Raw genomic sequence first — 19,643 nt, 5'->3', positions numbered from 1 at the left:
GCCGTAAAAATCCAGCATCATCATCGATGCTGGATTTTTTATTCCCCGGGATATCCATCTCAGGCGGTGACTTCTGCCACCAGATTGATGGACATAATGGCAACCTCTGCGCCCTCATAGACATCCTGTTTCAACAGCCTCCATCCCAGACGCCGGTAAAAGGCCTGCTGATCTTCGGTGAACAGGTACAAACGCTCAATTCCACGCTTGTATGCCCTTTGCATTACGCCTGTAATCAACTGATTTCCGAGGCCTCGACCGCGATACTCAGGGCAGATATAAACATTGGCAAGCCAGGGCGACAGCTGCTGATTGGTGGTCATATCATGGCGCAGTATTGAGGCCGACCCCACCGCCCTGTCGCCATCAAGCAGCACCCAGGTTACCGGTACTGATGCATCGGTCAGACAAGCCTGCAGATCGGCCTGAAAGTCATCCAGCGTGCGCCCCGGATAGAGCAGGTGCCATTCGTTGAAATGCCAGCGCGCCAGGGTAGGAATATGCTGAGGAGCATGAGAAAGTTCTGCCAGTATCATCTTTATATCCGCAGCCTCCCACCAACCCAGGACAACATCATGTCAGCAGGAATTGAATGGAGTGACAGGCATTTATATTGGGACAAACAAATCGGGCGCCAACAGGGCGCCCGACGGGAACAGGGATGATGCAGTTACTGGCGTAAAAAATCCAGCAGATGCGATAACGCGCACACCATATGGATGATCAGCAGGCCGATAAACCACTGGGCACAATCGATATGCCAGGCGCGCCAGCTGAGCGCATCTGCGCTGCCCTGAGTGACATACCAGGCCACGCCGGTAATGCCTGTGGCAACCAGCCCCAACATCGTAAAACCTTCAATCACACTGAACAGCCCGCGGCCACCGGCGACCGGCAGTCTGAGTTTTGCAAGACCGGTAATGTCTTTCAGCAGCGGCTTGATATCGGCAACTACCCAGGGGAAATACTGCCGCCAGGTACCGCCCATCAGATTGGTCAGCAAAAACACCATGCCCAATAAGCAGGTCAGCAGACCAAGATAAACATGAGACAAATTCCAGAAGGAGGCATTGGCCGGCAACTGACGGGCCATGAAAATCCATGGACTGGTCAACAGCAAAAACACTGTTGGCAGCATCACCAGCAGATGCAGTCGGTCACTCAGCTTTTGCCACCACTTCATGCAGCCTGCCCCTGAAGTTTGTCAGCCAGATGGAACCGCTCGGCCAGATCGGCAACCTTGTCCCAATCGGTAAAGTCGATATCCACCTTGGGATCAGTCGGCCCCTTGGTGATCCACATGATGAAACGAATAATGTTTCTGTCCATCACCCCGTAACCGCCGTAGTTAAGACGACCACCAAACACCTCCAGCATCCTGGGCTGCCAGCTGACCTGATTGAGGAAAGCCTGCATATAGGGATTGGTTTCAGGGGTGTTCTTCATCGGCTTGCGGGCCACCAGACTAACGGAGAAGAAGCCGTTGACCTTGCTGTCCAGCGCCTCTTTATTGGCATTAACATAAGCCAGCACTGCCGGGTTGTGTTTGCCATGGCGGATGCTGGCACCGATCAGCACCTTATCGAACCCGGCCAGATCGGGGGCCTGATCAAGGCTGCAGAGTGTGGCGCGCTCACCCAACTCACTCAGGTGCTGTTTCAGTCGCTCACAGATTTTGTAAGTGTGTCCATGCACACTGGAAAAAAGGATCAGGGTTTTACTCATCTTGTGGATCTGCCGGTTTGCAATCTTGCTGCGGCCAGTGTAGGGGATCCGTTCAGCGATTTTTATGAGCCGGATCACTCTCTGCAGCCAACGGTTAGGGTAATGGCCGAAACTTGTACTCAATTCACAAAAAACTTTTCTACTAACGTCTTTAAAAACATTAACTTAGAATTGCAAATTGCATATTTGTTTAATTTAATTTACTGATTCTGAAATAAAAACCAGCCGTATCCCGGGTTAATCAGATTCAGACTGACCGCATCACCGGCTCCCGGCCGGTTCGGGGCATATACCAGTCAGGCTGACTGATCTTTTGCCAAAACACGCTGGCAAGCCATTGCCGGGTAATGGTAAGTTGTCGCCAGCCAACGGAATTACCAACAGGCGCAGGGATCAGCATGTCAGAAGAAGCAACCAGCCAACCGCCATTAACCTCAGCCACCATGGAAAATGAAGTGTCTGCCCGCAAAAAAGCCCTGCTGCTCGGGCGTTTTCTGGGTATGGCCAGCACCACGGATTTTCAGGCCCACGGCAGCAGTGTCAACGAGCGGGCCGAGCAGCGCCTGAAATTGCAGGCTAATGAATATCAGCAGAATCTGGAAACCATTTACAAGCTGGCGCTGTCCTATACCCCCTCTGACGTGACCGGCACAGATCTCGACCCGGACTGGCGCCATCAGTTTTTTCAGATGGCGGAGCAAATTTTCAGCCGCCGCATGCAGGAGCTCTGGGCCCGTATTCTGGCGTCGGAAATCGTCAAACCCGGTCACTTCAGCCTGCGCACCCTGCATACCCTCAAACAGCTGACCCAGCGTGAAGCCCTGCTGCTGGAACGGGCCCTGGGCGTAGCCTGCCAGATTAACCAGGATGGTCGGTTAAAGATCATCACCGGCTGCCGGGTGACCGGAGGCATTGCCGGTGTATTTCGAAAATCACCGCAAGTAAGTATCAACCTGTCGGCCTGTGGCGTACCCTACTCTGGCATTCTGACTCTGGTGGATGCCGGCATTCTGCACCGGGGTGAGTTTGAAACCGGGCTGCTGAGCGCCAAAGTGCCGCTGACCCTGAGCCTGCCCGGCGAGCAGCTGCAGCTGACCCCCAAACACCCGCACCTGCTGCTGAGTTACTACAGCTTTACCGCGCTGGGCGAGGAGTTGGCACAACTGGTGATGGCCAGCAGTAACAGCCGCTACAGCACACTGCTGCGCAGTCAGCTGGGGCGGGATTTCAGTTTTTAAAGCGGCTTTAAGCGCACTCAAACCGTCTTGCTGTTAGCGGGCAAACCGCCGCAAGCCAGGGTTTACACTGCCCTCAGCGGGTTTTCAAAATCCCCAGCGCCGTCAGATAGTGCAGCAGCGCCTGCACCTGCGAGCTCAAATCGCCACGGCTGGTGTCTATGGTCAGCTCGGCATTCAGCGGCTCCTCATAAGGCGCTGAAATCCCGGTGAAATGCGCAATTTCGCCGGCCCTGGCCTTCTGGTACAGGCCTTTGGGATCACGCTGCTCACACACGCTCAGCGGAGTGGCGACATGCACTTCAATAAACTGTCCGGCCGGAAACAGCGCCCGGATACGATCGCGCTCTTCCCGCGTCGGCGAAATAAAGGCGGACAATACCACCAGCCCCGCATCCACCATCAGGCGGGCCACTTCCCCCACCCGCCGCAGATTTTCATCCCTGTCACTCTGGGAAAAGCCCAAATCCCTGCACAGACCATGACGCACATTGTCACCATCCAGCAGATAGGTATGAAAGCCCTGCTCATACAGGGCGCGCTCCAGCGCACCGGCCAGGGTGGATTTGCCGGCACCGGACAGGCCGGTAAACCACAGCAATACCGGCTGCTGACGTTTTTGCTCAGCGCGGGCGGCCTGATCCACTGTATGTTGATGCCAGACGATGTCGGGTTGGGTTTGTAGACTCATATCAGCTCATCCATCAAAAAGGGAACCACACAGGCACCAAAAACAGCACTATGGCGGAATACAGCACCGACAGGGGCAGCCCGAGACGCAGGTAATCGGCAAACCGATAGTTTCCGGCGCTGAGCACCATCAGATTGGTCTGATAGCCATAGGGCGAAATAAAACTGGCACTGGCGCCAAACAGCACTGCCAGAATAAACGGGCGGGTATCCACCCCGTAACTCAGGGCCACCGCATAGGCGATGGGAAACGCCAGTGCCGCAGCGGCATTGTTGGTGACAAGCTCAGTCAGCAGCAAAGTCAGCAAATACACAGCCACAAAGGCGCCCATCACCCCAAAGCCGTTGAACGCGCCCAGCACGCTATCGGCCATGCTGGATGCCAGCCCGGACGACAGCATCAGACTGGCCAGATTGAGGGCGCAGCCCACCACTATCACCAGCTCCAGCGGAAAGCGGCGGCGCATTTCCCGCACGGTCACCGCACCACAGGCCAGATACACCAGCAGCAAGAGCACCAGACCTTTGACCAGGGGTAATACTCCGAGCAGACTGGCGACAATCACAGCAGCAAAGCCTGCCAGCACCAGATAGCTGCGCTGGCTGTCCAGCCGCACGCTCAAATCCAGCCCGCTGATCGCCGCAAACTCAGCCGCCAAATGGGTCTGACAGGCCTTGCCCTTGTCCGGGCAGAATCCCGGCCCCGGTGCCAGCAGCAGCACATCACCGGCTTTCAGCTCAATGTCGCCCAGTCCGCCTTTGAGCGGCGTGTCGCCGCGGCGAATGGCCATCACAGCCGCATCAAATTTTTCGCGAAAGCGGGCGGATTTCAGCGACTGGCCCACCAGAGCAGAGGAAGGTGCCAGCACGGCCTCCACCAGATTCTGGCCCCGCGCCTGCTGCTTGCCGAACCACTCAAGGCCGTCAAACTGATGCAGCAACTCCACCGCCTCAGGATTGCCGGAAAATCGCAGCACATCGCCGCCGGTGAGCACCAGCTGCGGCGGCACCGGGCAGATGCGGATGCCGTGCCGCTCCAGCTCTACCAGATACAGCTGCTTGAGCGAGCGCATATGGTTGTCCTGCACGCTTTTCCCCGCCAGCGGCGAGCCATCCGCCACCCGGGCCTCCAGCAGATAGGGCAAATTGCTGCTCTGGCTCTGATCGCCCCTGTCCGGCAAAAAGCGGCTGAGCAGCACCAGCAAACCTATCCCCGCGATAACGATGACAGCGCCAACCGAGGTGAACTCAAAAAAGCCCAGGGGTTTGAGCCCGGCTTCCTGCACAAAGGAGTTCACAATCAGATTGGTGGAGGTGCCAATCAGTGTCAGGGTGCCGCCCAGGATGGCGGCATAGGATAGCGGCAGCAGCAACTTGGCCGGGGCGTGGGACGGATTGCGCCGCACCGCACCGATGAGCGATGCCACCACGGCCGTGTTGTTGGTAAAGGAGGACAAGAGCGCGGTGGAAAACCCCAGCCGCGCCATGGTCACCGGCAGCGAGCCGCGGCCAATCAGTCGGCTCATGCGGCCAAGCAATGGGGTCTTTTCCAGCGCCAGGGTTGCCAGCAGCAAAAGTACCAGAGTCACCAGCCCGGTGTTGCCAAAACCGGACAACAGCGATTCAAGGCTCACCAGCCCAAGCAGGTAAGTGAGCACTGACACCAGTAAAAACAGCGCGGCTGGGCTGGCCACGCCACTGATAAGACCGGCGATCAGCGCCGTCAGGATCAGCGCCAGCTGCAGGCTTTCCGACATGATGCATCTCCTTTGGGCGGATTGAGGGCGCCAGGCGCCCTGAATAGTGAGGTCCAACTACAGCTTGCTGATATCCAGCGCCTGCCAGTGCGGGTAATGACGACGGATAAAGGCGTTCAGTTCCATTTCCTGCTCGCTGAAGCGCGCCTGCTCGCCGCCGCGGCGGTATGTTTCGATTACCATGGCCGCCCCCAGCGTGGCATTGCTCAAGCGGTCAATCAGGATGATTGCCCCGGTTTCCCGGCACACCTCATAAGGCTCCACCGCGATGGTTTCGGTGAGCTCCAGCTCGACCCGGGCAATGCCATTGAGCCCCAGCGTATCAACCTGATGCTGCTGGTAAGTGTTCACATCCACCTGATAATGCACCTGAGTCACTCTGGCCTGGGTCTTCTTGCCCGCCAGTTTGATGTCGTACAGCTGCCCGGGCACCATGTCGATATCACTCATCCACACCAGATCCACCAGCAACCGATTGGCTACACTGGCGGGCGAGTCCGGCGCGCACAGCAGATCGCCACGGGAGATATCAATTTCATCAGTCAGCGTCAGGGTGACCGCCTCGCCTGTGATGGCAAACGGCTTGTCACCGTCGAAGGTCACTATCCGCTCCACCCTGCTGCGCTTGCCTGAAGGCAATGCCAGCAGCTCATCGCCGACCCGCACGGTACCGGCAGCCACTGTGCCGGCAAAGCCGCGAAAATCCAGGTTGGGACGGCTGACATACTGCACCGGAAAGCGCAGCGGCAGCGCATTGAGCTCACGGCTGATATTGACCTGCTCCAGATGCTCCAGCAGGGTGGCGCCGGTAAACCAGGGGCTGCGCTCACTGCGGCGCACCACATTGTCGCCATCCAGCGCCGAAATCGGCACATAGTGCACATCACTGACCCCCAGCTCAGTCGCGATGGGACTGAAGGTTGCAGCAATTTGGCTGAAAATCTGCGCATCAAAATCCAGCAAGTCCATCTTGTTGATGGCCACCACAAAGTGGCGTATGCCCAGCTTGGCAGCGATAAAAGCATGGCGCCGGGTCTGGGTCTGCACGCCGTAGCGGGCATCGATCAGCAGCACCGCCAGATCACAGGTCGAGGCGCCGGTGGCCATGTTGCGGGTGTACTGCTCATGACCCGGGGTATCAGCAATGATGAACTTGCGCTTGTCGCTGGAGAAATAGCGATAGGCCACATCGATAGTGATGCCCTGCTCCCGCTCAGCCTGCAAACCATCCACCAGCAGCGCCAGATCGATTTTCTCGCCTGTGGTGCCCATTCTGGCACTGTCGCTTTTCAGGCTGGCCAGCTGATCTTCATAGATCTGTGCGCTGTCGTGCAGCAGTCTGCCGATAAGGGTGCTCTTGCCATCATCCACGCTGCCGCAGGTGAGTAACCGCAGCAGACCTTTCTGCTGCTGATTGGCCAGATACTGAGTGATGCCCTGCTGTGCCAGTTCCTGCGCCAGCCGGGTTTGTTGATTGACTGCCTGTTGCATAATTCTGTCCTGTTAGAAGTAACCCTGGCGCTTTTTCAGCTCCATCGATGCGGCCTGATCTGAGTCGATAAGCCGTCCCTGCCGCTCACTGGAGCGGGTGAGCAACATCTCTTCGATGATCTGCTCCAGCGTGTCTGCCTGTGAGTGCATGGCTGCGGTCAGCGGATAGCAGCCCAGAGTACGGAAGCGCACGACTTCATGGCGGACTTCATCATCTGCGCTCAGCGGCATGCGCTCATCATCGACCATGATCAGCTGGCCGCCGCGCTCCACCACTGGGCGTTTAGCAGCGAAATACAAAGGCACCAGTTCGATGTTTTCCTGATAGATGTATTGCCAGATATCCAGCTCGGTCCAGTTGGACAGCGGAAACACCCGGATGCTTTCCCCCTTGTTCACCGCGCCGTTGTAGTTGTGCCACAGCTCAGGCCGCTGGTTTTTGGGGTCCCATCTGTGGTGACTGTCGCGAAACGAGTACACCCGCTCCTTGGCGCGGGATTTTTCTTCGTCCCGGCGGGCACCGCCAAAAGCGGCATCAAAACCGTATTTATCCAGCGCCTGCTTGAGCGCCTGGGTTTTCATGATGTCGGTGTGCTTGGCACTGCCGTGATCAAAAGGATTGATGTTCTGCGCCAGCCCCTCAGGGTTGGTGTGCACCAGCAGCTCCAGCCCGAATTTCTGCGCCTGGGCATCGCGAAAAGCAATCATCTCGCGAAACTTCCAGGTGGTATCCACATGCAAAAGCGGAAACGGAATTTTGCCGGGATAGAAAGCCTTGCGCGCCAGATGCAGCATCACAGATGAATCCTTGCCGATGGAGTAAAGCATCACAGGATTGTCGAACTCTGCTGCCACCTCACGGATGATGCGGATACTTTCCGCCTCCAGCTGAGCCAGATGGCTTAAGGTCTGCGCCAAAGGCGTGGCAGACGGGGATAATTGCGATGTCATTGCTTGACTCCATTTCACGCTGACGGGCATCTGCCCCTGATTTCCGGTTTGGGACACAGGCGTGTCCAGATTTACTGTGGGACTCGTCCCGATTGACTAAAGGTATTGCTGCTGTGGCTACTTATACTGGCGCTTATCCGCTGATGACTGTCCGGCTTGTTGCTGGTGCGCGGCGTGATCTTGCTGCGCAGCGATAAGCTGTTGCTGAGTTGCGGCAAACCAGTTCATCTGGCTGCTGTAGCGCACCACCTCACCGACTATGATCAGAGCCGGCATCGACAGCGCCGGGTTTTGGGTCATCTGCTGCAGCTGCGCCAGCGTGCCGGTAAACACCTGCTGATTGGCACAACTGGCGTTACTGACCAGCGCTACTGGGGTGTCTGCACTGCGTCCGGCGCCTATCAGGCCATCACGGATCAGCGATGCATTGAGAATGCCCATGTAGATCACCAGAGTCTGGTTGGCATCGGCATACTGACGCCACGCCAGCGGCTCGGATTTGAGTTTGCAATGACCGGTAATAAAGCTGACGCTCTGGGCGCAATCCCTGTGGGTCAGTGGAATACCGGCATAAGCCGCGGCGCCACTGGCGGCGGTGATGCCGGGGATAACCTCAAAAGGCACACCGGCTTCAATCAGGCTTTGCAGCTCTTCGCCGCCACGACCGAAAATAAACGGGTCACCGCCTTTGAGCCGCACTACCCGCGACCGGGTAAACGCCTTGGTTACCAGTAATTGGTTGATGTCGCCCTGGGCGGCACTGTGGGCACCGGCCCGTTTGCCCACGGCGATTCGCTCGGCATGAGGCGGCAGCAGGGCCAGAATGTCCTCACTCACCAGCGCATCAAACAGCACCACATCGGCAGTTTGCAGGCAGCGCCAGGCCTTCATGGTCAACAGCTCGGGATCGCCCGGCCCTGCGCCCACCAAAAATACCTTTCCCTTTGGGCCCTGCCCGGGTATTGCCACTATTTCCATGCCGATCGCCCATCTGAATGCCTGTAATGCAGAGGACTATAGCCCGGCTTTTATTCCCTAAAAAATAGATAAAAATTAGTTTCTATAACCAAAAGTTATTAAATGGCAGCAACAGTCTGTTTACCTGAATGTGATAAAGTGCGGTTCAACAGGTTAATCCCGGGGTTTCAAGCAGATCCCACAAAGGGGCGCCAACCTGGCTGGTGCGCAGATCATCGGGCGGGTTGAAGACATCCACAAATGCAAAGGAATGAGGAAAAGCCATGACACTGAAATTCACGCCTCTGGCCGTATTGGCACTGCTGGCGGCATTCCAGTCCCATGCCACAGCCACAGATTCAGGTACTCAATCAGACTCTGCTGCAGTCAATGCTGAATCATCACTGGTACAGGAAAGAGTCAAGGATGAGCTGGCCACGGCCGACCTGCCATTTGTGATTATTCCCCATAAGGTCAACTACATACTGCCGGTAACCTATAATCCCCATCCCAATATGCGGCCTTTTGCCAGTGAGACGGAGCCTTCAGAAGCCTCGCTCGACAAGTTCGAGGCCAAATTCCAGATAAGCTTCAAACTGCCGCTCTGGTACAACATCTTTGGTGACAATGGGCATCTGTTTTTCGCCTATACCAATCAATCCTGGTGGCAGGTGTACAACAAGGACATCTCCTCGCCATTTCGGGAAACCAATCACGAACCTGAGCTGTTCATGCTGTTCAATAACGACTGGCAGGTGTTGGGTATGACCAACTCCTTCTGGGGTTTTGGCGCAGTACATCAGTCCAACGGCAAATCAGGCATGTTGTCACGCAGCTGGAATCGCCTGTACGGCACCATGATTTTCGATGCCGGCAATCTGGCGCTGGGCGCCAAGGTCTGGTGGCGATTGCCGGAAGATGCCAAGGAGTATCCGGGCGATCCCCGTGGCGATGACAACCCGGATATCAACAAATATCTGGGTAATTTTGAACTGACCGGCGTCTATGGCGTGGGCAAACAACGTTACAGTCTGATGCTGCGCAACAACTTAAGACGGGATAACAAAGGCGCTATTGAGCTCACCTGGAGTTATCCGATATTGGGCAATCTGCGCTTCTATGCACAATACTTTAATGGCTACGGCGAGAGCCTTATCGACTACAACGCCCATACCCAGAGGATTGGAATAGGCTTGGCTCTCAACGACTTACTATAAGAAAGGCGGTCACTGGTTCAACACTCCGGCAGCCTTTCCAAGGCCGTTGCCACTGTTGCCTCAAAGCCTGTCCGCTGACGGATAAACTGCAGCACATCATCCAACGCACGACATGCCAGTGCCCCGGTTTCCGCGCCGGGGTTGGTGTGGTTTGCTGCAGCGCATACAGGCTTTCACCTGCTCATCGGCTTTGCCGGTGAATCAACGGAAAGGGAGAGCCATGAAACCCGGATACAAAGGCATTTTTGTCCTGTTCATACTGTTTATACTGCTGTGCAGTGCCAAACTGAGCCTGTTTTTACTGCCGCATAAGCCGCCGGTACTCATCAGCAAACAGGCCGCCGCCTGAGAGTTATATCAACTGCAAACCTGGCTTGCGCAGGAGTCAGCCAGCTATCATCAGCTATCCCCCCACCAACAAATCCAGCTGCAGCAATCGCTGCAACTGATACTGCAGCCGCAGCGACTTTCCCGCCAGCGCTATGCCCAGAAGTTGTCCCGCATCATGGCACAGCTGAATGATCCGGGGGCCACAATAACCGACCCGAGCGCCCATCTGCTGACTGCACACCCGGTGAATTTTGTGGCCGAATCCGGGCAATGGCTGGCGTTAACACCGACAGGGACATTGCTTGTCCCCGGCCATCCCTTTGTAACCTACATTGATGGCATCCCCATCAGCCGCTGGTTGACGGAAGCGGATAAGTCACTGCCAGTTTCGCTGCGCGGTAACACCGACGCGCGCGCCAGTCAATTGAATCGACTGGACAGTCTCAGACTGCAACTGGGTGCAGATCCCCGAAAGCCACCGCGGCTGACCCTCACCAATGAACTGGCAGACCGCCATTATCAGTTCTGGTTACCACTGACTGCGCCCGGTGAGCAACATACTGCTGACAACAAAGCTAATCGGCTGAGTTACTTATCTGCACAGGCAGCGCTGCTGAAAGTGGGCGATCTGGACGGGCTGCATGGCGATATGCTTGAGCATGCCATGTCGTTACCCGCACTGATTGTGGATATCCGCAGCGCCAGCGGCAACGCGGATGTCCTGATTAGCGCGCTGCTCAAACGTCTGCCGGAAAAGGCAATGGTACCCGCCCTTCAGGCCAGATACCGGGCATGGGGACAGCAAAAAGCGGCACAGTTACAGGCGCAGGGATTCACTCCCCGGCCTCTTGCAAGCCAATCCCCTGCTCGGCATGCTGACGGAATGAGTGTCCTGTTTCAGCGGGAGTTTATTCCCGTGGGTAAAAACAGCTCATCAGCGGCGCCGACATCCCTTATTTTGCTGCTTGGGGCGCAGTGCCGCGCCGATTGCGCCCAACTGGCTTATGTTGCGCGGTCATTACCCGGTGTGATGGTGGCGGGCAGTACCCTGAGCGGGGATTTCAGCCCCAGAACCCATCTGCATCTGCCTTATTCAGGGCTGACTCTCAGCGTCAGTACCAGCCTGGTTTACTCAGCTTCCGGACACTTGCTGACTGGCCAGCCGATACATCCCGATATTCTGCTGTCGTCCTCTCAGCCGCTGGATTGGGCGCAGCTGACGGCGTTGCTCAGACGTTCGCAGGATGGTGGACTGACCGCCTACGCACACTGACCAAAAAGCCGGGATAAACCCGGCTTTTAGTTACTTTAAAAGGATGAAAACGTCAGACGTTATTGGGGCACACTGCCAGCCATTCTGACATCCATTTCCAGCCCGGTTGGTTTCACATCCATACTGAACTTCACTTTCATATCCGCATTCTGCATGCCCTGCAGCTCAGGCGGTACAGCTTCCCCCATGGCTTCAGCCATATTAAATACCGGCGTCAGCAACTGTTTGTAATCGGCGGTCATCACTGCCACACCGTTGGCAGCCAGACTCTTTTGCACCGCCAGTTCATTGGCAAGCTCTGCCGAGCGCTTACCCGTATAGAGCACCAGATGCTCGCCTTTCGCCGCCAGCATCACCGGCCCGAGAGGCGGCAGTCCCAGCAGCTCAGTAACATCAATGCCGGAGCCATCTTCGGGCAATTGTACACCGGCCAGTTGCGGCAAAAAGCCAGCGCTCATGGCAAACAGATTGCCCGGATTACTGACCGCCAGACTCACCATGGCATCGAGACTTTTCAGCTGACCTGCATCATCCATTTCATAGCCTGACACAACCATTGAGATGCCCTGTGCCCCCTGTGCCATACCGGTAAACATCCCCAGCATGGCCGGGTTGGTCTGAGCCAATTCGTACTGCAACTGGGACAGCAGCGGACACTGGAACTCAGGCTGAGTCAACTCCTGCCAGACCTTATTCAATCCGGCGGCGAGGTTATCTGTGTTCAACCCCAGCCCCAAAGAGAAAATACTTTGGCCAAAGCGACTGGCGTCCGGATTAATATGTCCGCGGATACTTTGCAAAGCATTCAGAATAGCGGTGCTGTTGGACTCCACCACAGTACGCACTTCGATGTCGCTGTGGCGCTCATTAATGCTCATATGGGTAAAGCCGGACACTGTCATGGGCCAGTTGGCAGCAATTCCGGTCAACTCCTGCTGACACTCTTTGGTGCGCAGAACGTCAAGCGAATCATCCTGCGCCATCTGAAAAATTCTGGTCAGCTGCTGTCCCATCAAACCGGTTCCCTGCGTCAATGCGGCAACCAGACTCTGGTGATTGATGAAACTGATGCTTTCGGCCTGTAAACCATGGCGACGCACTATATCCTGCAGCAGCGTGGTCTGGGTCATGTTCATGTCGACCGGCTTAAGCCCCAGAGATTGTTCCACCACCAGCGGATCCTGCCCCTCAAAAGCCAGGGTCAGCGTCATCCAGCCATCGCGATCAGCCACCAGCATTTCCATGGCCCCCTCCAGATTGTCAAAGCGATAAACCCTGACGTTCAAATCGCCAATCTGCCGCAGCGAATGACTCCATTCACTCTCCTCCTCGGCCAGATCCAGACGCTGATAAAAGGCACTGGCATCTTTAACCTGCATCTTGATGACAGGGATCAGCCCCAGGGTGTAGAAATACCCTTCCACGCTGTTTGCCAGACCAAATCCGGTAAGCAGCTCATCAGGCTTGGACATGAGCGTCATATACTGCCCGTAGAGGGAAACAAAAAAGCGCTCCTGCGGCGTTTCAAACCATTCGGGAGACAAGAACATGGCCTGCTGATAGTTGCCGGACATGGACACCAGATAGTCCCTCAGCGGGAAAGGTCTCAGTTGTCCGGAAAACACCGCGGTGTCGGCGGGAACATACTCCAGCGCCCCATTGGCCTGAAAGCCCTGATCACTGCTTTGCTGTGACAGGTAATACAGCGAGCCCCCGGCCAGTATCAACACCAGCACTATCAATAGATTTTTCATGCACCATCTCCGTATGTGTTACCGCATAGAAACAAATGTTACCTACAATGTACCACACTCGGCCAATTTGACTATGGCAGCAAGCCCTCGGCAACATAAAAAACCTTATTGAATCATGGCGTTTTCCAGAGCAGTCAGAAAGCCACTCAACGTCAGCTCCCGCGGCAATGTGACGCCGGCCGGCATCGCCGGACCATAAATCCGGTTAAATGGCACGCCAAACGCACGCTCACGGGCCAGATAAGCCTCCGCCTGCGGATGAGGAGCCGACATCTCTGCCCGCATCAGCACGATATTGTCATCGCTGAGCGCTCTGACCACCGCCTCACGGTGCAGCACCTCGGCTTTGTTGCGCTGACACACAGCGCACCAGTCCGCCGTGATATCCACCACCACGGTTTTGCCCTGAGCCACCAGCAGCGGGATCTGCTCAGTCGCCAGCGGCTGCCAGTGTAATTGCTCCCATGCGCGGTAATCCTCGCCACGGGTGACAAAATTGGCGATTCCGGCGCTGACAAACGTCATCAGGCCAAGCAGCATAAACACACTCCAGGGGATCAGCCTGCCCCGGTATTTTTGCCAGCCAAGCCACACCAACAGCAGCAACAAGACCAATACCATGGCCCAGATCATTATTGTCATGGGTTTCACTTCCTATATATTTGCCGCAATCGGCCGCCTTAGGTATGCTGCCTCACAGCGCACAATTACCGGTTTTTACCGGAAAAACAAGCCAATGCGTTACCAACAATAATACGGATAACCACCCAATACGGAAAATTCAATGAGACTTCCCCTGCAATGTCTATTGCTCGGCAGCCTGCTGTTGAGCCTTAATGCCGTGGCGGCTAAACCAGCCGACAACGCCGCAACCGCCGATGCCAGCGTCATCACTGAACATCAGGTAAAGATCAACGGTGATACAGTCCGCTACCGGGCAGTGGCGGGAGAAACCCAGCTGTCAGACGACAAAGAGCAGCCCTGGGCAGGCATCTATTCGGTCAGCTATTTCAGAACCGACATCCGCCCCAGCGAGTACCGGCCAGTAACCTTCGTATTCAACGGTGGTCCGGGCAGCGCCTCGGTATGGCTGCATCTGGGCCTGTACGGCCCCAAACGGATCGAGGTTCCCGGCGATGCCAAAGATGATGGTGCCGCCCCATTCCGGCTTATCGACAACACGCACTCCATGCTGGATGTATCCGATCTGGTGTTTATCGATCCGGTCGGCACAGGTTACAGTCGCGCCATGGGTGAATATCAGGGCAAGGATTTCTGGGGCGTCAAAGAGGATGCCAGGGTGCTGGCTGAATTTGTCAGGGTCTGGCTCAACGAGCATGATCGCTGGAATAGCCCCAAATATCTGGCCGGTGAAAGCTATGGCACTGCCAGAGCCGCCGCGCTGGTCAACCAACTGCAGGGCGGCTGGACCGATATCGCCGTCAATGGCGTCATGCTGATCTCTTCCATTCTGGATTTCAGCCATGCCCGTTATCAACCAGGCAATCACCAGCCCTATATCGGCTATCTGCCGACCATGGCGGCAACCGCTTTCTACCACGGCAAAGTCAGCGCCGCCGACAACGCCATGGGACTGGAAGCGTTCGTCGAGGCGTCCAGGCAATTTGCCCTGAATGACTATGCGCTGGCACTGCTGGCAGGCTCCCGTCTTGACCCTAAGCAATATCAGGCGGTCAGAAAACAACTGGCCCGCTTTACCGGTCTGGATGAGGCCTATCTGGATCGAGTCAATCTCAGGGTCAGCGGCCCGCGTTTTTCCAAACAGCTGCTGCGGGCTCAGGATCTGACTGTCGGCCGTCTTGATTCCCGCTACACAGGTAAGGACTATGATGCCGGCGGTGAATATGCCGACAACGACCCATCAGGTTATGGCATTGATGCCGCATACACCGCCGCCATTAATCACTATCTGCGGGGTGAACTGGGTGTCACCACCAGCCGCCGCTTCAATGTGCTCTCTGGTGATGTTTACAGCAACTGGAACTGGGAGATGGACAACGGCCAGCCCAAATATGTCAATGTGGCACCCTATCTTGGTAAAGCACAAAGGGAAAACAGCGATTTTCGGATATTCGTAGCCAACGGCTACTTCGATTTGGCAACGCCCTTTTTCGCCACTGAGAACACCATCGCAGACAATGGTATCGATGCCAAACGGGTGGAAATGCAGTACTACCCTTCAGGCCATATGATGTATGTGGAGCCGCAGTCACTGGCTAAACTGGCTGATGATTTACGCCGTTTTTACCAATCCGCCGAGGAGTAACTTTTGGAACTGACCGCCTGGCTTAGCCTGCTGTCCATCTGTCTGCTGGGGGCCATGTCTCCTGGCCCGAGCCTGGCGATGGTGATCCGTCATACGCTGGGGGGCGGCCCGCTGAAAGGCATAGTGTGTGCCTGGGCCCATGCCTTTGGCATAGGAATATACGCGCTCATCACCTTGCTGGGGCTGGCCGTGCTGCTCAGGCAGGCACCGCTATTGTTCAACACCATTGCACTGGCCGGCGCGGCTTATCTGGCCTGGCTTGGCTGGCAGGCACTCAACGCCCGTGGCGGCGTGCAGGACAAACTGGCTGGCGGCAAGCAAGCCGGTTGGCTCACTGCCGCCCGGGATGGACTGGCAATATCCCTGTTTAATCCGAAGATCCTGTTGTTTTTCCTGGCGCTGTTCAGCCAGTTTGTCAAAGCCGCAGACAGTCTTGCTGGTCAAACCCTTATCGTCCTGACACCACTGTTGATGGATGGCCTGTGGTACACCCTGGTGGCCCTGATGCTATCGCATCCCAGAGTGTTGCCCCGGCTCAGGGCCAATGCCCTGTGGATTGACCGGCTGTCAGGCGTGGTGCTGATATTGCTGGCTATCAGAGTGGTCTACTCGACGCTCTGGGGCTGAGGATATCCCGCTCATTCACCCTGCTGCCAACATAAAAAACGCCATCATCGATGGCGTTTTTGCTGTGCATTCCAAAGAATTAACCTTTGAATATTTTGACTGAATCGTCTGCTTCTGACTCAGGCACAGCTGACACAGGTGGATTGGCAATATGGTCATCCAGATTGTCGCTCAGCATGTCTTTGTATTCAGCAGAGAACCATTCCAGCGCATTGTCTTTTTCACTGGCCAAATCCGCGGACTTGATAGCCGCCTCAAAGGCATTGAAACGGGCAGCGGCAAAACGCAAGGCGGTACCGACCTTACCCACGTCCTGCTCTTCCTGGGACAGTTCGTTGGCCAGGGCGATAAATTGGTCCGCCAGTTGATACAGGCTCTTGCCGTTGGTTTGCTCAGACATCTGCAAAACTCCTTCGTATTTCAGTTGCCCGCATCATACCCTAAATGTGCCCTGAATTAACCAGCAATCAGGGACGGGCGTGATATTATCCCGCTCATCTTCAAATCAATGCCGTTGAAAATGAAAGCCAATATTTCCGAAGAAACCCGTCAGGACGCCATGAAGATTGCCCGTGCGACGCAAAAACCGGGGCAAACCAAAGAGCAGACCCGACTGATCGCCCAAGGGATTGAGAAAGGCATCGCCGAGTATAAAAAACAGCAGAAAGCCAAAAGCCGTGAGCGGGACAAAGTCCGCAAACAGCAGCTCAGGGCCAGGACTCAGATAAACGCCACAGTTGAAGATGAGCCCACGCAGGATATCAGTACCAACCCATCACGCCTACCCTGGATACTGCTGGCATTAAGCTGGGCGGGGTTTATCACGCTGTACCTGCTTCAACATTGAGTATCAGGGGGTTGCCAGCAGGCTGCTCATGTAACTGAGTCTGGATGCAATCCAGTCGTTGTTGATCGGCCCCCAGTCATCGATATGATAGTAACCCGCATTGTTGCGCACACCGCTTTGCACAAAACTCACCACGATGCCAATGTCACCAAATGCGGCAATGGCATCCTGCAGGGTGCGCCTTGGCATGCCGGTTACCTGTTGCAGCGACAGTAAATTATGCTGCTCACTGCCAATTAAATAGGCCAGGTACAATTTGCGCAAAAACGCCTTGTGCTGTTTGCTGACATTTTCCATTCCAGAATGCCTTTTGTTCGTCCCGATAAGTCTGTCCATTTAGTGCAACGCTCTGCGGCATCGCACCTTTGTTGGCCTCAATCCGCCTGTTCCGTCCGGCCACAGTCATTGCCGGCGGAATCTCAGTTCGCCACGAATTGAGTACTCCCTGTGATCGCCAATCCCTTCTTCCCAAAGGAGATGACAGCCCGATACCAGCGGCATACGGTGATGACATTCAGATACACAGATATCCCCGGTATCCCCACCTCAGCCCTTAAAGCGATTAATCATCCTGATTAGCTTGATGTTTTTATTGGGAGCCTGTTAATCATAGTGATACATAGGCACGCAAAACAACTCAAATCTGATGGTTTTTCATACGAATTGATGATAATCAAAGGAGGACACGACATTCCGATGCCAATAACGGCGACCTGTGACACAGGTTTTTCCGGCAGCGAAGCCCATTTCAGACCGGTATAACTCGATGCCTGCGGCGTATTCCCGGGCAGGGTTATTCAGGAAAAATCATCGGAAGTGATCACCATTTTGACCTGAAGTCTGTTGAGGATTCAGTTATGTCTGTGAGCCCGGAACATATATTGGCGTTTTGGTTCGAGGAAATAGACCCCGGATACTGGTGGGTAAAAGATCCGGTTTTTGATCAAACCGTAGCCGAACGCTTTGGCACCTTGCTGGAGCAGGCCAAACGCGGCGAGCTGTACCACTGGCGCAGTACCCCAAAAGGACGGCTGGCCGAAATCATCGTGCTGGATCAATTCTCCCGGAATATCTACCGGGACTCTCCCATGGCATTTGAGGCCGACCCGATGGCGCTAATACTGGCGCAGGAGGCGGTGGTGCATCACGCCGAAGAGGAGCTGAGCGCATCGCAGATTCAATTTCTGTATATGCCCTTTATGCACTCGGAATCCAGGGTTATCCACGAGGTGGCACTCATGCTGTTCAGCCGTGAGAGTGTAAGGGACAACCTGGATTTTGAACTCAGGCACAAGGCGATAGTGGATCGATTTGGTCGCTACCCCCACAGAAACAAGATCCTGGGACGAAAGTCCACCGCCGAGGAAATCGAATTCCTCAAACAACCGGGCTCAGCATTCTGAGCTCAGATGGCTGTAGCACAGGCGCTGCAGCCATTGCATCACGGTTGACTGACAGCGTCTCAGCGCGCGGCCAGATACGCCTGCACCCGCGCAGTCATCTCAGCTTTGCTGGTTGCATCCACAAAGGATGCCTCAATGGCATTGAGGGTGAATTGCGCCAGCTCAGCCTCAGACAATGGCAGAGCATTGGCCACGGCGCTGAAATTGTCTGTCATGTAACCTCCGAAATAGGCAGGATCATCTGAGTTGATGGTGACACACAGGCCGCGGCGCAGCAGCATGGCGATGTTGTGATCTTCCATCCGCTCAAACACCTTAAGCTTGGTGTTGGACAGTGGACATACGGTCAGCGGCATCCGGTTTTGCGCCAGCTCATCCATCAGCGCTTCGTCGCCGGCGCAGGCCACGCCGTGGTCAACCCGGCTGATGCTGAGCAGTGACAAGGCATCGCGGATATTCTGCGGCGTCCCTTCTTCACCGGCATGGGCAACCGTCAGAAAGCCATACTCCAGCGCCCGGGCAAACACCCGCGCAAACTTCTGTGGCGGGTTGCCCTGCTCAGAGGAATCCAGCCCTACAGCGACGATTTTGTCTTTAAACGGCAGCGCCATCTCCAGCGTGTGGAAGGCCGCTTCCTCATCCAGATGCCGCAGGAAACACATGATCAACTGACTGGAGATGCCCAGCTCAGTCCGACCCTGCTCGAGGGCGCGACAGATACCGTTAACCACAGTGGCAAACTCAATCCCTCTGTCGGTATGAGTCTGAGGATCAAAGAAAATCTCGGTATGGATGACGTTGTCCTGCGCGCAGCGCAGCAGATACGCCCAGGTCAAATCGAAAAAGTCCTGCTCATGAATGAGCACATTGGCACCCTGATAATAAATATCCAGAAATGACTGCAGGTTATGGAAATCATAGGCGGCGCGCACCGCTTCGGTGGAGTCGAAAGGAATAGCAACCTGATTGCGCTGAGCCAGCTCAAACATCAATTCAGGCTCAAGACTGCCTTCGATGTGCAGATGGAGTTCTACCTTGGGCAAACCGGCAATAAAGTCTGTCATACGTTCTCTCAATATCATTATGTGTTGGAAGATAA

The 19,643-nt window shown here is 55.6% G+C and carries 21 protein-coding genes; 8 read left to right on the top strand and 13 right to left on the bottom strand.

Features of this window, described 5'->3' with window-relative positions:
- Positions 1–59: 59 nt before the first annotated feature.
- The 3 genes from ACRRUX_RS06700 to hemG form a co-directional block, all read right to left on the bottom strand.
- Positions 60–536 (bottom strand): GNAT family N-acetyltransferase, encoded by a 477-nt coding sequence (locus ACRRUX_RS06700; RefSeq protein ID WP_432528485.1) that lies wholly within the window; start codon positions 534–536, stop codon positions 60–62.
- Positions 537–670: 134 nt separating this feature from the next.
- Positions 671–1,183: a cytochrome b/b6 domain-containing protein gene (locus ACRRUX_RS06695; protein ID WP_432528483.1), complete on the bottom strand. Its 513-nt coding sequence runs from the start codon at positions 1,181–1,183 to the stop codon at positions 671–673.
- Positions 1,180–1,725, bottom strand: coding sequence for a menaquinone-dependent protoporphyrinogen IX dehydrogenase (hemG, locus tag ACRRUX_RS06690; protein ID WP_432528481.1), 546 nt, complete (start codon positions 1,723–1,725; stop codon positions 1,180–1,182). The genes ACRRUX_RS06695 and hemG overlap by 4 nt, the downstream gene beginning before the upstream one ends.
- Before the next feature lie 398 nt (positions 1,726–2,123).
- Between hemG and ACRRUX_RS06685 the strand changes: the two genes are divergently transcribed.
- Positions 2,124–2,963, top strand: coding sequence for a TIGR03899 family protein (locus tag ACRRUX_RS06685; protein ID WP_432528479.1), 840 nt, complete (start codon positions 2,124–2,126; stop codon positions 2,961–2,963).
- 73 nt (positions 2,964–3,036) lie between these two features.
- Here the strand turns inward: ACRRUX_RS06685 and cysC are convergent, their stop codons facing one another.
- The 5 genes from cysC to cobA form a co-directional block, all read right to left on the bottom strand.
- Entirely contained in the window at positions 3,037–3,651 is a 615-nt protein-coding gene (gene cysC, locus ACRRUX_RS06680) for an adenylyl-sulfate kinase (protein ID WP_432528477.1), read from the bottom strand.
- A gap of 13 nt (positions 3,652–3,664) precedes the next feature.
- Positions 3,665–5,407 carry an SLC13 family permease gene (locus ACRRUX_RS06675; protein WP_432528475.1) on the bottom strand — a complete coding sequence of 581 codons (1,743 nt, stop codon included), beginning with the start codon at positions 5,405–5,407 and terminating at the stop codon, positions 3,665–3,667.
- A gap of 57 nt (positions 5,408–5,464) precedes the next feature.
- The gene (gene cysN / locus ACRRUX_RS06670) at positions 5,465–6,898 is read right to left on the bottom strand and encodes a sulfate adenylyltransferase subunit CysN (RefSeq protein WP_432528473.1); all 1,434 of its coding nucleotides are present in this window, start codon (positions 6,896–6,898) and stop codon (positions 5,465–5,467) included.
- Between the two features lie 12 nt (positions 6,899–6,910).
- Complete coding sequence (gene cysD, locus ACRRUX_RS06665; RefSeq protein ID WP_432528471.1) at positions 6,911–7,849, bottom strand: sulfate adenylyltransferase subunit CysD; 939 nt, start codon at positions 7,847–7,849, stop codon at positions 6,911–6,913.
- A 117-nt stretch (positions 7,850–7,966) separates the two neighbouring features.
- On the bottom strand, positions 7,967–8,827 hold the full coding sequence (gene cobA / locus ACRRUX_RS06660; protein WP_432528469.1) for a uroporphyrinogen-III C-methyltransferase: 861 nt from the start codon (positions 8,825–8,827) through the stop codon (positions 7,967–7,969).
- 263 nt (positions 8,828–9,090) lie between these two features.
- Here cobA and ACRRUX_RS06655 point away from each other — a divergent pair, with 263 nt between their 5' ends.
- From ACRRUX_RS06655 to ACRRUX_RS06645, 3 genes are all read left to right on the top strand, one after another.
- On the top strand, positions 9,091–10,023 hold the full coding sequence (locus ACRRUX_RS06655; protein ID WP_432528467.1) for a phospholipase A: 933 nt from the start codon (positions 9,091–9,093) through the stop codon (positions 10,021–10,023).
- 220 nt (positions 10,024–10,243) lie between these two features.
- Positions 10,244–10,372 (top strand): hypothetical protein, encoded by a 129-nt coding sequence (locus ACRRUX_RS06650; protein WP_432528465.1) that lies wholly within the window; start codon positions 10,244–10,246, stop codon positions 10,370–10,372.
- A gap of 156 nt (positions 10,373–10,528) precedes the next feature.
- The gene (locus ACRRUX_RS06645; RefSeq protein WP_432528463.1) at positions 10,529–11,626 is read left to right on the top strand and encodes a hypothetical protein; all 1,098 of its coding nucleotides are present in this window, start codon (positions 10,529–10,531) and stop codon (positions 11,624–11,626) included.
- Between the two features lie 59 nt (positions 11,627–11,685).
- On the opposite strand, the gene ACRRUX_RS06640 is transcribed toward ACRRUX_RS06645, so the two are convergent.
- Positions 11,686–13,380, bottom strand: a complete 1,695-nt coding sequence (locus ACRRUX_RS06640) for a hypothetical protein (RefSeq protein ID WP_432528461.1) — start codon at positions 13,378–13,380, stop codon at positions 11,686–11,688.
- A gap of 105 nt (positions 13,381–13,485) precedes the next feature.
- Positions 13,486–14,022: a thioredoxin family protein gene (locus ACRRUX_RS06635; protein WP_432528459.1), complete on the bottom strand. Its 537-nt coding sequence runs from the start codon at positions 14,020–14,022 to the stop codon at positions 13,486–13,488.
- Between the two features lie 142 nt (positions 14,023–14,164).
- On the opposite strand from ACRRUX_RS06635, the gene ACRRUX_RS06630 reads away from it, so the two are divergent.
- Complete coding sequence (locus tag ACRRUX_RS06630) at positions 14,165–15,667, top strand: S10 family peptidase (RefSeq protein ID WP_432528457.1); 1,503 nt, start codon at positions 14,165–14,167, stop codon at positions 15,665–15,667.
- Positions 15,668–15,721: 54 nt separating this feature from the next.
- On the top strand, positions 15,722–16,294 hold the full coding sequence (locus tag ACRRUX_RS06625; RefSeq protein ID WP_432528761.1) for a LysE family translocator: 573 nt from the start codon (positions 15,722–15,724) through the stop codon (positions 16,292–16,294).
- Positions 16,295–16,373: 79 nt separating this feature from the next.
- Here ACRRUX_RS06625 and ACRRUX_RS06620 read toward each other — a convergent pair whose 3' ends face one another.
- A complete protein-coding gene (locus tag ACRRUX_RS06620) occupies positions 16,374–16,694 on the bottom strand; it encodes a DUF3144 domain-containing protein (protein ID WP_432528455.1) in 321 nt (106 codons plus the stop codon).
- 120 nt (positions 16,695–16,814) lie between these two features.
- On the opposite strand from ACRRUX_RS06620, the gene ACRRUX_RS06615 reads away from it, so the two are divergent.
- Positions 16,815–17,141, top strand: coding sequence for a DUF2956 domain-containing protein (locus ACRRUX_RS06615; RefSeq protein WP_432528453.1), 327 nt, complete (start codon positions 16,815–16,817; stop codon positions 17,139–17,141).
- Positions 17,142–17,144: 3 nt separating this feature from the next.
- Here ACRRUX_RS06615 and ACRRUX_RS06610 read toward each other — a convergent pair whose 3' ends face one another.
- A complete protein-coding gene (locus ACRRUX_RS06610) occupies positions 17,145–17,438 on the bottom strand; it encodes a winged helix-turn-helix domain-containing protein (protein WP_432528451.1) in 294 nt (97 codons plus the stop codon).
- 560 nt (positions 17,439–17,998) lie between these two features.
- Here ACRRUX_RS06610 and ACRRUX_RS06605 point away from each other — a divergent pair.
- Positions 17,999–18,544 carry a DUF924 family protein gene (locus ACRRUX_RS06605; RefSeq protein ID WP_432528449.1) on the top strand — a complete coding sequence of 182 codons (546 nt, stop codon included), beginning with the start codon at positions 17,999–18,001 and terminating at the stop codon, positions 18,542–18,544.
- 59 nt (positions 18,545–18,603) lie between these two features.
- Here the strand turns inward: ACRRUX_RS06605 and ACRRUX_RS06600 are convergent, their stop codons facing one another.
- Positions 18,604–19,608, bottom strand: coding sequence for an adenosine deaminase (locus ACRRUX_RS06600; protein ID WP_432528447.1), 1,005 nt, complete (start codon positions 19,606–19,608; stop codon positions 18,604–18,606).
- Positions 19,609–19,643 lie beyond the last annotated feature (35 nt).

Source organism: Shewanella sp. GXUN23E, from assembly GCF_050865035.1.
GTDB lineage: Bacteria > Pseudomonadota > Gammaproteobacteria > Enterobacterales > Shewanellaceae > Shewanella.
The sequence above is the reverse complement of the archived record's forward strand: the minus strand, read 5'-3'. Positions and strand labels throughout refer to the sequence as shown.